Below are 12,490 nucleotides of genomic sequence, written 5' to 3'. Positions count from 1 at the left end.
ACCGGACAGTTTTGTTTGCTCAGGCAAACTTTTTTGTTTTACATGCAGTGTAGGATGACACATTTTAACCAGTTAGCAAACAAATATGTGTGATTAGGCAGTATTAACGACAATTTTGTTTGCTTGTGTCACAATTTTTTGTGCGCCGTTCAAATAAGCAAACTTTTTTGTTCTGTTTTTGACAAGTAAATGATCATTAAGCAAACTTTTCTGTCGTCATAAGCAAACTTATTTGTCAGGTAAGCAAACAAAAATGATCACAAAGCAAACTTATATGATCCTAAAGCAAACTTATTTGATCAAGGTGCAAACTTTTCTGATCTGTATTTCTCTAAAAACCATTTAATTTCAATCACTTAAAGGCTCTATAGTTATATAGATCAATAGTCTAATAGTTTAGATAGTACTTAATAGAAACAATAGATCTTATAGTGATTGTGGATAAGTGAATAACGGGCTAACCGGTTGATTTGAGACATCGACTTGAACCACATCATAATAGAAGGGTCTATGATCATTTTTATGTCGTCTTAACTAACATTAATAATTTCAAACACATAGGTGGTTATTCGACAAAAATACACATCGGAATGGGCGTTTAAAGCAAACTTTTTTGTGCGATATAGCAATATCACACATTTTTTTGTACTGATCACTCTATCATGTAGGAAGATCCGATTGTTTTTTAGACAAGTCTTAGTTATTAATTATCATAATGAATGTAAGTACACACTTACATAGCGTGTTGTTACGGCTTTTACCCCACCATCGAGTCTATTAAACACCACACCTGTCTTAAGTGACCATGTCACAAAAGCAAGCGCCTCACTTCACTAGAACATTTTGATTTCAGGGATACCGTCATGAGTGAAGAAGTGACGCTGTGTTTTGGCCTTGAGAAGCGATAATGGGTAGATCCCCAATCGCGGCTCAGCGTGACCAAAGAACACCAAACGTGAGAAAAACCAATGTTGGCCGTTAATGTCTCCATAACAGTCCAATGTGACTTGCTGTTTCTCCTGACCACAAGCTCTATTGCTGACAGACAAATCCACAGTCATCGCATTCACGTCACGTACAAGCAAAGAAGAACGTTTTACATAGTGACTTTCTTTCAACTGGTATTGGCTATCAATTGCAGGACAGTAGGGGCGCTGGTAAATCAATTGATCAAAATAACCACACACAAATCGGACCGCAGCCATTTGCAACCGAGTACATTCGTAATCGGTTAAACTTTCTCGTCGCAGTGGTGCTGGTGAAACCAAATAACGCAGATCCAACGGGGTGGAAAAGTGGATCCGTTGATGCCAGCGTTCAAAATGACAATTGGGACGAACAAAGATGCGCTCAAAATCTCGTTCAAAGGTCAGTGCTAAACAATCGAATATCGCATTAGTGTCCATGATCTTTCTCTGGCTTGAGTTGATGAAACGGCCACCCTATGATTCGCTCGGGATCAGTAGTCGGCATGTATATGCTCTCGATTGTATATATGATTGGTGTTGGTGAAAGCGCTGTTAATGATTAATAAACGTTAAATGTAACTTTGAGTTGTCGACTCTTCGAATGCCACTCGATTCACTCTCTCCAAAAGCTTTATTTAAATTTATTAACCTTCTGTCACTGAAAAAGAAGCCATATAGTCAGGTTATCAGATGATGTTAGTTCGGAGGGAGCATGAAATACGCGTTGATAGTCGGGATCATGGCTACGCTGATTCATCACTCCGCGCTGGCCTCGGTGACGGTGTTTAGGCTGACCCTCGGTACTTCAACGGTGCAAACCATGCTCAAACTTTACCCAACCGCTACGTTTGCGAATGTGGATCGCTATACACATGGCCCAATCTATCGCCTGCCAATTGACACCCTTCACCCACCCACCATTTTGGTCAATGATGGGTTGGCGGAAATCAGTCTTGTGTTTGATCGAGCAGATCGTTTGGTGGCACTGTTATGTGTCATGACCGATCAAGGGCAATTCGAGCGTTTAGCCGAGCAACTGGGCCGACACTACTCAGCAGAACCCCATTTACCTTCACACGTTACCCCACCAGCGAAAGCATTTCGCTCAGGGGAAACGCGCATCTTGCTGCTCACTGCACCAAAACGACATCAGGTGTTTTTGTCGTTTATCGAGGAGGCCTTTTTCGATGCGGTGAAACGCCATCAATCCCATCAACGCGCTTGGCTGGTTCGTCCGTAGCGCAGTCATAAGGAAAGATCATGATCATGCCTGTTCTGATTCCCATCCGTCTCCCCACTCAAGGGTTGCCTTTCTGGCGTCAGTGGCTCCGTTGGTGCACGGCCGTACGTTCGTGGCAGTTGGCGGAAGATTGGCGCTATTGTCATCAAGGACGTGTATTCGTTATCCCGAGCGGTTTTGTGTTTGATGGGGCCTCCTTTCCGCGGGGCCTGTGGGGGGGACTATCGCCGACCGGACTGCTGTTGGTTCCGGGGATTGTTCATGATTTTGCTTACCGCTACGACTATATTTGGGCACTCGATGACGCTCACCACATTGTGAAAGCCGACGAAGGCGCGGGAAAAAAACATTGGGATCGGCTTTTTTATCAAGTTGGGCGAGAAGCTAATGGGATGGCGCTGATCCACGGATTGGTTTGGGGGGGACTTGCACTCTTTGGCGGGGTTGTTTGGCGCCGCTGTCGCCGAACTGTCGCGGAACCCTTATTGCCTAAAGCCTTGGTCGTGATTGATCGGGAGTCCCGATGAGCGTGAATGGCCTTACACCCGAACAACGTATCGCGTTTCAACGGGATGGCTACTTGGGACCTTTGCCATGTTACGTCGATGAACATGGCCTTGACCAAATTCGAGCGTCGCTGAGTGACATTGTCACCCAAGCACCGGAGCATCCCATTTATGGGCGATACAGTGTGCGCGATTGGCACTTGGTGTTGCCTCAACTGGCGGCATTAATGACGCATCCCGTGGTGGTACAGACGCTTCGCCAATTGCTTGGGGAAGACTTGTTGTTGTGGCGATCTTACCTTGATCATGTTTCCGGTGGGGGCAGCAGTACAGGGTGGTTTCAAGATTGGGGAGGCGGAGATTGGAAAGCGATTGGTGAACCGAAACCTTGCTTGAAGCCCATGGGAGTGCCAGCTCGCCGGGACAAGAATGTCTCGGTCTGGCTGGCGTTGGATGATGTCACCGTGGATGACGCGCCCCTCAAGCTTATGTGTCGATCACTGTTTTGCCGTTATCGACAAGTCTGGGTACCGTTACCGAGCGCCGCACAATGGCAAAATCCGTTTGCGGGATGCAGAAGCGTCGATGCGATTTTAAGGCGAGCACAACTCGGTAACCTCGTGCCAAACGTGGATACCTCTCGGTTGTTTGAAAGCTACGATGTCGGGATCGATACATATCGGACGGTCATGCATTATGTGGAAGCTGAAATGGCGAAGTACCAAGCCAAAACCGTCTGGGGGGTGCCGGAGACGACCACCGAAACGGTCGTCTTGCCGATGAAAAAGGGGGAGTTTGTGCTTTTTAATGAGCGGCTCTTGCATGGGTTCTTACCCAACCGCAACTGGTCCAGTCGCTACGCATTGCACTGGCGAGTCACCCGCAGTGATACCCTCATTTATCCCGAACGGTTTTGTGGCGATTTGGTGGACGAGGAGCTGCATTACATCACTCATCACGAAAACTTGTTGTTGTGCGGTGAGGATCGTTCTCGGGGGGCCAACCGGTATCGAAGCGTCAGTGCAGCGCCGCCGACTTAATTCGTTAAGGCGCACTATTCCTTTTTGTGAGCACTTACTTACAGTTACGAGGGACTGAAAAGCGCATGACACGTTGCACGGCATGCATAAGGAACGAGAATTCCAGCACAAATGCCACCTCGTCACTCGCGTTCTGGGTGGGTAAGTCGTATCCTAGGCGCATCGAATCCCATTGTCGTTTATTTGCCAGTACAGACATGCAAATTAAAAAAGATTTTGAATACTACGAAAACCTGCACACTTTGATCTGCCATGCGTTGCTTCACCTGCTGGGTCAGGTGGCTCAATCCGATCGCCATGTGCCAGTGAGTACCCGCAACGAAATTTTAGTGCGATTTCTCAAGCCTAAGCTCAAACAGCGAACGTTGGCCAATGTGAAAAAAGACATCCGTATGATGATCCAGGTGGCGCGATCCAAAAGTGGCAATTTGGAACAAAAGCTTTATCTGCTGAACACCAAATCCAATCAAACCAAACTGGCTGGGGCAGAAAGCCTCTATTCGTTGTTGGTTTATCTTTATGACGAGTTGAATGTCGAATCGCGCTTGTTCGATAAAGAGGCGCCCATTGAACCTGGGGTACTCTACATGTTAGAAGAACATCTCGAGCACTGTTTCGATAACACCGACCAACAAGTCGCACCGCTTTCCGTGTTGATCCAGTCAGAGCAAGCGTCAGAGTTATTGCCGCATATCGAGCAGCACGGCCAGTTTCGTGCCGAGATGAAAGAGTGGCAGGCTGAACAGCACCAAGCCCATATTCTGTTGCATCCAGTATTGGAGGCTTCGAGTGCGGTGACTTCTGCTCATTGAGCGGTGTAGTTAGCCAAACCGATGGAGAAGCCATGCAAAAAAACGGCTAAGTATCCTTATTGAGTGGTTGCCAAGGAACGCTTGATAACGGTGTCTTTAACAGTGATAGAAACCCCGCGATTCGAGCTGAGCGTTCTTGTTTCGCGCTGCCCACCAGTGCAACAATGTTTGCATCGGGTAACGCGTCGTCAGGCAAAAGCCGCACGAGCTGACCACTGTCAATTTGTGGTTTAACGTCCCACTCAGAGCGCATGATGATACCTAGTCCTGCTAACGCCCACTCTTTGATCACTCGTCCTTCATTACTCGCAAGGCTAGGATTGATTCGAATCACCTGCTCACGGTCGTTTGCCATATCGGTAAAGGGCCACGGTGCCACGTCTTCGTTGTTTTCTCTTAATGCGTACAACGGTGTTGTAAGAGATCGAATGGGGTCTCTGGTCGACCCATTTCTTGAATGTCTTGTGGTGAGGCGCCGATAAAACGTTGCTTGGCCGCTAAAGTGACCATTCTCAATGATGAGTTGTTTCACGTTCCAATAGATATAATGACGTCCCATTGGTGATGGGATGACCACTCTGGGTGATCAGAAAGCTCGAGTTCGATATCGAGCGTTGGGTGCATGTGTTGATATCGACCTAAAAGGGGAGCGACGTCATCGTTGCCGAACCCAAGGGGCGCTAAGACACTAAGTTTACCGCAAATCTGTCCTTTGCGCTCATCCACTTGTTCCTGCCGTTCATCCAGTGCAGGCAAAATCGTTAGACCTTTTTTAATAGCAGTTGCCCCTCTTTCATTAAGCTGACCACTCGCGATGGGCGCTGAAGTATCGGGACTGAGCGTTTTTTCGATGTGCTGCAGCCCAGGTGTCACTGAGGGCGGGGCACGTGATCACAGGAGAAAAGCCTGCTATGCGTGAGGAGGAAATGCGTGGTTTCTCAGCTAGCGAAATGGGCTGAGGGGCTTCTAGCACGTTGTTTTTTATGGTTTTAAACCACAAATTTTATATTGTTTAATATTTACATTTTGTTACAAACTGCTGGAAATTGATGACAGCCCAACAAAAAATTTCATATTAATGATTTTTAAAATAACGCATATTGACACACTGCATATGCATGTATAACTATCGATGGCCTATTGTGAAGGATTTATTACAGTGAAACGGATGTTCCATCTTGAAAATATTAGTTGTACAAAACCCCAAATCTGCTACTGAGTTTGAAAACTATTTCTTTAACGTATTTCCTATTGCTGAAGTTCGTATTTTAACCAGTAAAAACACGATTCGATGTTTTAATAATATGAGTGATAATTGTTCTGTGTGTTATGGCCCAGAATATGAGTCAAAAAAGTTCGATGAATTCTTATTTAATCAAACCACTCTGTTTAGACCTGATATTATTTTTTCCAACTCCGAAGTTGATGTTTTACGTACTTCTGTTGCGCGAGATTTAATAGGAATTAAAGGTCAGACCGTTAAGGAAGCGACCGCATTTCGCGACAAAGTGGCAATGAAAAAATTATTTTCGCGCATGTCATTGGCCGCGCCACGTTTTTCAGAAGTCAGTTGTCTGTCCGATATTATTTCATTTTTGAACCAGAACCGAAAAATCGTTTTAAAACCCAGGATGGGATCAGGCTCTCAAGGGGTCTTCGTCTTGGACGATATCCAGAAAGCGGTAAGTTTATTGCGAGGGAATAGCGAGCTTCTCAGTGAGGTGTCGCATGGCCAATACATGGTTGAGGAGTTTGTCGTCGGTGACGTCTACCACGTTGATGTCATTGTGAGCCAGAACCAGATGGTGCTCTTCTCTCCGTCCAAGTATTTTCACCCTCCCCACACCTTCAATGAGTTTAATGTGGGGTCCTATATGCTTGATGAGACTTGTCCTGATTACCTCGCGTTGCAGGCATTATTGACCGCAAGTTTGCCTAAAGCACAGCTTTGCGATGGTATCTATCATTTTGAGTTCTTTAAATCACCGTCCTCGACACGCTTCATTGCGGGTGAAGTGGGGAGCAGAATTGGAGGGGGGTTGATCAAAGATTCAATCAGCGCTTCGTTTGGTGTGAACCCCTTGAAAATGCTCATCGATGTGTTGACGGGGCAACCTGTGGAGTGGGTTCAAAGAACGTCATTGTCCGGATGGTTGCTGAATACGGCAATGACCAAAGATTGGCAGGACGTTAAGTATGACACGGCTGCATTGAACGTCACCTCGCTCAAAACGCACCGTTTTGACGCGCAACCCTCGGCCAGCTCGGTGACCTGCGAACAGAAACTGCTTTTCTCGTATGAGCGCACGCAAACCTTACAGTCGGCGATTGAGGAGTTCCTGTGTTAGTTGAAGGCGGCGTATCACCCTCATCACGTGTGTCTACTCGCTCACTTATGTACGTACTCTGCACGTTTCTGTTTGCGGTGGGCAGCTATATCTTGACCCCGTTTTTTGCCATTTATGTTTCGGATTCCTTAGGCTTTGGCCTGGCGTTTGCGGGCTCACTCATTACGATAAAAATCGTTGTGCAACGTGGCTTATCCATTGTGGGTGGGGCGTTATCTGATCAGTATCCGAGCCATCAAGTGGCAATGTTAGGCGTTGCCGCACGGTGCTTCTCATACTTGTTATTGGCGATCAACCCCACGGAAGTGACGTTAGTGCTCTCTGCCGTGCTCAATGGGGTCGGCAGCGCTCTGTTTCACCCTTCGGTCAGAAAGCTGCTGTTCCTGCCTTACAAAGATAACGATGCGTTGCTTCAGAAAGTCATTGTGTGGCGCAGCATGAGCCTGAACACTGGCACGGCCATTGGTCCCGTGATTGGGTCGTTGCTGATCTCTGAGCATTTCTCCGCCGCTTGTATTGCGATCGCGGCAATTTACGCCTGCTCTGTCGTGGTATTCATCGGTGCGCGCGCTGAAACTGACGATCAGGCCCGACCGACACCGATGCCGTTATCCGTCAACACGGTTCGCCAAGCGATATCGCTCCAAGTATTGAGTGTGCTCAAACTGCAGTTTGCGTTCATCTTTTTGTACAGCCATTTAGAGTACCTGCTGCCCGTTTTTGTTGAGCAAACCTTCAGTACGAAAATGGTTGCCGCAATGTTCATGGTCAATTCGTTCGTCGTGATCCTACTGCAGAGCAAAATTGCCAAGTTGGCACTGGGGGCCAATGCGATCCAATTGTCGCTGGTTGTGGTGTTTGGCTTATTGTATTTGGCGAGTGAGATCAGTGACGACCGCTTTTACTGGGCTCCGGCCGCGTTATTGCTCGGTGTGGTGGTGTTTTCAGTATTTGAAATCGCCTGTTCCTTTCGAGTCGATTATCAACTCACCAAGGTATCGGATGACAGTTTGTCCGGTACGGTCTTCGGGTGTGCAAGTGCCATTGCCGCCCTAGCGTTTTTGCTGGCCAATGCCGTGAACTATTGGCTGTATGAATGGCTTGGTTTCGCAAACTTATGGGCGTCGTATCTGGGTGTGTGCAGTTTGGCGTTTTTATTTTCTTATATCAGCAACAAGGAGAAGTTCTGATGTCAGTCACTGTGATTGTGTCACGGTCGGCCTACGATTGCCTAGAATCTAACGGCCAGCTATTTGAGTGTTTAGCGGACAGGGAGCTCGTCTATGTTTTTTCTGTTAGAGCCTCGAACCTGCCTCCAAAAGGCAGTTACAAAGAACTGCATCTGATTGAGCTTCGAGATGCAGAAGAGCAATTAACGCAACTGCTGAAGAGTATCCAGTGCCGTTATGACATCGAGCAGGTGGTGTATGTCTCAGAACAAGAGGTGATCCCTGTCGCGTACGCGCAGCAAGCCTTAGGGCTGTCGAACCTAACCGTCAAAAAAGCGCAAAACTTTCGAGATAAGCCCCGAATGAATGGGCTTGCAGAGCAGGCGGGAATTGAAGTGAACCCCATTTATCAAGGGAGTTCACTTGAAGAACTGAGCACATTTATCGAGCGATATGGCAAAGTGGTGTTGAAACCCACGGCGGAGGCGGGGTCGGTCGGCGTGCACATGTTGACTGAGGCGGCGCTCGCCTTTGAGATGTACGATCCTGAGACCATGCTGATTCAAGCCTATAACCCTAATGATTTGTACCATCTAGACGCGTTAGTGAGAGACAATCAATTGGTCTTTTCATCGTTAGGTCAATACAGCGTTCCTTGCGCCGACTACGCGACCGAAAAGTGGAAAGCGTCGTTGATTTCGAACCAGGCGACGGCACTGCATGCGACGGCGACAGCGGCATTGATGCGCTATTTATCCGCGGCAGACGTGCAGAATGGGGTGTTTCACTTTGAGTTTTTCTCAGATGGTGACAACCTGACTTTGTGCGAAATTGCGATCCGTCCTGGCGGGGGCGGTATCGCGCAGGCGATCGACAATGTCCATGGCATCAACTTATTTGACGAGCACATTCGATGGCAATTAGGGCTCCCGGCGGCCTGCAAAAATAAAACCAATCAGACGTACTATACGGCAACGATGAGCTACTTTAATAAAGAGAGTGGGCGCTTTACGAAATTAGATTTAGCCAGCCTTTCTGAACAGGTAAATAGTATTAAATACATGTCTAAGATCGGGCAATCCGTTCAAACGGCGAGAAATGGTTCGGATGAGCTGTTTTATTTATTGCTAAATAACCAACCTTCTTATCATCAATTACTTCAAACCGTTGATGAAATTATAGACAACGCAGAAGTTAATATTAATCACTAGAGATTCACGACCACTCTCATGAGCAAAATATATAAAGGAATGAGCCGCGCGCCTGGTACGTGTGGGGAACTCTTGCAGGGGTTCGATAGGGATAATAATCCATTTCATATTACATTACCGATTAATCGTTATACGGAAACGGAAGTACTGATCCATATTTGTGATAATGATGAGATTATTATTATTGGTAATTTGGGGGAGAAAACAAAACGCGCCATAAGACGTGCGTGTGAGTATTGTGGTCTGGCAGGTGCCTTCATTTATGTCCATCAACGTTCCGATATTCCGGTGGGAAAAGGGATGGCATCCAGTACCTCCAACATTTTGGCGGCGGCGTCCGCGGTATTTGAAGCAATGGGCGTTCCGGTCAGCTCGGCTCAGCTTAACCAGATTTGCATTGGTATCGAATCCAGTGATGGGATTGCCTATGCCGGGATGAGTGCCGTGAATCAACAGTCGGGTCAGTTGCTGGCCCAAATGACTCAACTTCCGCCGTTTAGCGTTTTAGTCATTGAGCCTCACAGTACGGTGATCACCAACCAGGTTACGTTAAGCTCACGCCATAAACAGCGTCAACATGCGCTGTTGGAAACCATGCGCAATGCTTCGTTGGATCTCAGGACCATTTCGGACGTGGCCACCAAATCGGCGGCGTTGAACCAGTGTGATAATCCCAACCCATTGTACGACAAGTTTTCGCCCGTCTATCGCACGTTTGGCGCGCTCGGCCTCGCCGTGGGACACACGGGCAGTGTATTGGGACTGATTTACGACTCTGAGCACAAGGCTTTTCAATCGATGCAATTGATGAAGGAGAGCCGGTTCATTAATGACAACGAGATAACATTGCACGTTTGCCAAACCGAATACGAACGGCAATGGGAATGGCTTCAAACACCAAGGTTACAGGGGTAGGGGATAGTGTTGAAAATTGTACAAGGTGGGGCGGATTTTAACGGTCACCAGCATCAAATCGACTTAGCAACGTGCGTCAATGCGATGGGGCCGCCCATTTCAAGCATTGACGTGGCGCAAAGCCTCGAACACCATCGGCAGTTGTTGGTGCATCCCTTTCATGCCACTGACGCGTTTCTAGAAAGCTACGCGCGCTTTCTCGGCGTGGAGGCGCAGTCTTTGGTGGCGGGGCGAGGGATCACTGAGCTCATTCATAGCGTGATCCAAGTGTACGGTCGTGAGAACACCGGCTTCGTGACCCCCGACTACACCGACTTTAACTTGCTGCTTGATAAGCAAAATATCGCTGCGATCTGTGCCCCAGAGCGAGAGCGAGCCCTGAACGCTCTGGCGAAGGTCAAGCAGGCGGTGATCCTCAGCAATCCATGCAACCCAACGGGCGTCGCGATCGAAGCGTCACGACTGAGAGCCCTCTGCTTAAACAATCCCAGTACGATGTTTGTAGTCGATGAATCGTATGTAGAGTTTACCGCTGAGCCCGCTAAATGGAGCATGTTAGGCAGTGAGCTGCATAATGTGATTGTGCTGCGCTCGCCGACCAAGTGTTTTGGGATGGGGGGGATTCGAGTCGGCGCCGCTTGGACGCGGGAGCCTGCGACTCGAAAGACGTTGGCAAGCCACATCACCAAATGGCCACTGTCGACCTTCGATTCTCATTATGCGTGCGCCGCACTGGAGCGCCAGCAATGGAAGTCGGAAACCACGCAAAAGTTACTGGTTCACGCGGCGGCCATGGAAGAGGTGTTGTGCCAATTAGGGTTCGACGTGATTTCAAACTCTCCCACCCATTTTCGCTTTGTGTTGCACCCTCATCCCGCCGCCATTTTTGACCAATTACGCCAACATGGGATTTTTGTCCGAACTAAGACGGCTGAAGAAGGGGTGCAAGGATTCCGCGTGACTGCGCCAACCTGTTTAGATCATTTACCAACGCTCGAGCGTGCATTGCAAGAGGTGTCCTGTGCTGGCTGAGGTTAAAAAAACCATTGCGGCCAATATGCTGCGTTCGTTTCCTCAATCGAATCGGGGGCAAATCGGCCGTGAGTTGGAATTTCCACTGATTACAAAGAGCAAGCAACCCGGTGAATCACAACGCGTCATTGAGACCTTACTCGCTCAGGGCGCGCGTCCGCTCTACAAAGATGAGCGATTAGTCGGGGCGCAGTTTGAGTTGTTCAGCTTTTGTTCTGAAGCGGGCCGCTCGACAATTGAATGGGTGTCTACGCCGTGCGCTGACCTTCATGCGTTGAAATCGCAGACTTTGCAGGCTCTGTCGACGCTCAACCAAGCGTTGGTTGTGCATGACTATCAGTTGCTTGGGCTGGGGATCCACCCCTATGAAACGCCCGGAGCCAAAGCGCGGACACCGAAAGTGCATTATCAGAGCCTCGCGAAAGTGCTCGGCCATCGCTGGGATTGGTTCACGGTGATTTGCGGAGACCATGTTCATATTGATACGTGTCAGAGGGAGTTGTTATCGATGACGTCGGCGCTTGATATGGCCATCCCGTTTGTTGTGGCCCAATGCGCCAATTCGCCGCTGAAAGATCAGGCGCTTTGTGACATCGATAGCTACCGAGAATACTATCAATTTCAGCATCGGCTAGAGCCCTCTAGACATGGCATTGTCGGCGAACCCATCACCTCAATGGAGCAACTGATTGAGCCTAGGTTTGAAGAGCAATTTCTGCTTCATCATTCTAAATGCAGCGGGACCTACTCAGCGGTAGGGGTGCCATTTTCTGATTGGGTTCGACATCACGTGGCAAGTTCCCAAGAGGTTTGGGAAGCTTTTCAGTTTCATCAACATTACACGTGGAACTCGGTGAGAGCGCGGCAAGAATACGGCACCATCGAAGTGCGGGCAGGGTGTCTGCCTCCCGAGCAATACCTCTGGCTTTATCCCGCGATCATTACAGGGCTGTCAACGTGTCATAAAGAGGTCACCGATTTGATTGTGTCGTTTCTTCCTGACAAGTCCGAGCGTTTGCAATGGTATCAAGACTGCTTGAAAGGGGGCGCGAGAGTGAAATACCACGAACTGCACCGTCAATTGGAAGCGCTGGCTCATCAGGGGCTTGAACGGCGCGGGTTAGGGGAGGAAACCATGTTGGTGCACCCTGAACTCAACCCCGCCCAGCAGTTTCGAAATGCCGTGCATAAGAGCTCATTTGACTCGGCTATTTTGGAAAGAATCTACGACTTAAATAACGTTAATTAA

13 protein-coding genes are annotated in these 12,490 nt (G+C 48.3%); 10 read left to right on the top strand and 3 right to left on the bottom strand.

The window, feature by feature from the left end; genetic code table 11:
* Window positions 1–833 precede the first annotated feature (833 nt).
* Window positions 834–1,406, bottom strand: a complete 573-nt coding sequence (locus tag IX91_RS24185) for a hypothetical protein (RefSeq protein WP_004747997.1) — start codon at window positions 1,404–1,406, stop codon at window positions 834–836.
* A gap of 274 nt (window positions 1,407–1,680) precedes the next feature.
* On the opposite strand from IX91_RS24185, the gene IX91_RS24180 reads away from it, so the two are divergent.
* The 4 genes from IX91_RS24180 (at window position 1,681) to IX91_RS24165 (ending at window position 4,566) form a co-directional block, all read left to right on the top strand.
* The gene (locus IX91_RS24180) at window positions 1,681–2,208 is read left to right on the top strand and encodes a hypothetical protein (protein ID WP_004747996.1); all 528 of its coding nucleotides are present in this window, start codon (window positions 1,681–1,683) and stop codon (window positions 2,206–2,208) included.
* A 20-nt stretch (window positions 2,209–2,228) separates the two neighbouring features.
* A complete protein-coding gene (locus tag IX91_RS24175; protein ID WP_004747994.1) occupies window positions 2,229–2,735 on the top strand; it encodes a DUF1353 domain-containing protein in 507 nt (168 codons plus the stop codon).
* Window positions 2,732–3,754 carry a phytanoyl-CoA dioxygenase family protein gene (locus IX91_RS24170; protein ID WP_004747993.1) on the top strand — a complete coding sequence of 341 codons (1,023 nt, stop codon included), beginning with the start codon at window positions 2,732–2,734 and terminating at the stop codon, window positions 3,752–3,754. Before IX91_RS24175 ends, IX91_RS24170 begins: the two co-directional genes overlap by 4 nt.
* A 197-nt stretch (window positions 3,755–3,951) precedes the next feature.
* On the top strand, window positions 3,952–4,566 hold the full coding sequence (locus IX91_RS24165; protein WP_004747991.1) for a DUF2913 family protein: 615 nt from the start codon (window positions 3,952–3,954) through the stop codon (window positions 4,564–4,566).
* 46 nt (window positions 4,567–4,612) lie between these two features.
* On the opposite strand, the gene IX91_RS26900 is transcribed toward IX91_RS24165, so the two are convergent.
* Together IX91_RS26900 and IX91_RS26895 are read right to left on the bottom strand one after the other, a co-directional pair.
* Entirely contained in the window at window positions 4,613–4,945 is a 333-nt protein-coding gene (locus tag IX91_RS26900) for a LysR substrate-binding domain-containing protein (protein WP_236643020.1), read from the bottom strand.
* A gap of 149 nt (window positions 4,946–5,094) precedes the next feature.
* On the bottom strand, window positions 5,095–5,439 hold the full coding sequence (locus IX91_RS26895) for a type 2 periplasmic-binding domain-containing protein (RefSeq protein ID WP_049843821.1): 345 nt from the start codon (window positions 5,437–5,439) through the stop codon (window positions 5,095–5,097).
* Window positions 5,440–5,744: 305 nt separating this feature from the next.
* Here IX91_RS26895 and IX91_RS24155 point away from each other — a divergent pair, with 305 nt between their 5' ends.
* Genes IX91_RS24155 through IX91_RS24130 form a run of 6 tightly spaced genes read left to right on the top strand, consistent with a single transcriptional unit; the run spans window position 5,745 to window position 12,490 of the window.
* On the top strand, window positions 5,745–6,914 hold the full coding sequence (locus IX91_RS24155; protein WP_004747989.1) for an ATP-grasp domain-containing protein: 1,170 nt from the start codon (window positions 5,745–5,747) through the stop codon (window positions 6,912–6,914).
* A complete protein-coding gene (locus IX91_RS24150) occupies window positions 6,908–8,104 on the top strand; it encodes an MFS transporter (protein WP_004747987.1) in 1,197 nt (398 codons plus the stop codon). Before IX91_RS24155 ends, IX91_RS24150 begins: the two co-directional genes overlap by 7 nt.
* Window positions 8,104–9,294, top strand: a complete 1,191-nt coding sequence (locus IX91_RS24145) for an ATP-grasp domain-containing protein (protein WP_004747985.1) — start codon at window positions 8,104–8,106, stop codon at window positions 9,292–9,294. Before IX91_RS24150 ends, IX91_RS24145 begins: the two co-directional genes overlap by 1 nt.
* Window positions 9,295–9,312: 18 nt before the next feature.
* Complete coding sequence (locus tag IX91_RS24140; protein ID WP_004747984.1) at window positions 9,313–10,209, top strand: GHMP family kinase ATP-binding protein; 897 nt, start codon at window positions 9,313–9,315, stop codon at window positions 10,207–10,209.
* Between the two features lie 6 nt (window positions 10,210–10,215).
* Window positions 10,216–11,241 (top strand): aminotransferase class I/II-fold pyridoxal phosphate-dependent enzyme, encoded by a 1,026-nt coding sequence (locus IX91_RS24135; protein WP_004747983.1) that lies wholly within the window; start codon window positions 10,216–10,218, stop codon window positions 11,239–11,241.
* Complete coding sequence (locus IX91_RS24130) at window positions 11,231–12,490, top strand: glutamate-cysteine ligase family protein (RefSeq protein ID WP_004747982.1); 1,260 nt, start codon at window positions 11,231–11,233, stop codon at window positions 12,488–12,490. The genes IX91_RS24135 and IX91_RS24130 overlap by 11 nt, the downstream gene beginning before the upstream one ends.

Source organism: Vibrio tubiashii ATCC 19109, from assembly GCF_000772105.1.
Taxonomy (GTDB): domain Bacteria; phylum Pseudomonadota; class Gammaproteobacteria; order Enterobacterales; family Vibrionaceae; genus Vibrio; species Vibrio tubiashii.
Note: the sequence above shows the minus strand (reverse complement) of the source record. Positions and strands in the feature narration are given on the sequence as shown.

Coding starts and splice junctions, on each gene's coding strand:
- IX91_RS24145 (WP_004747985.1), top strand. CDS start 8,104: ATGTCAGTCACTGTGATTGTGTCACGGTCGGCCTACGATTGCCTAGAA.
- IX91_RS24140 (WP_004747984.1), top strand. CDS start 9,313: ATGAGCAAAATATATAAAGGAATGAGCCGCGCGCCTGGTACGTGTGGG.
- IX91_RS24165 (WP_004747991.1), top strand. CDS start 3,952: ATGCAAATTAAAAAAGATTTTGAATACTACGAAAACCTGCACACTTTG.
- IX91_RS24175 (WP_004747994.1), top strand. CDS start 2,229: ATGATCATGCCTGTTCTGATTCCCATCCGTCTCCCCACTCAAGGGTTG.
- IX91_RS24180 (WP_004747996.1), top strand. CDS start 1,681: ATGAAATACGCGTTGATAGTCGGGATCATGGCTACGCTGATTCATCAC.
- IX91_RS24170 (WP_004747993.1), top strand. CDS start 2,732: ATGAGCGTGAATGGCCTTACACCCGAACAACGTATCGCGTTTCAACGG.
- IX91_RS24185 (WP_004747997.1), bottom strand. CDS start 1,406: ATGGACACTAATGCGATATTCGATTGTTTAGCACTGACCTTTGAACGA.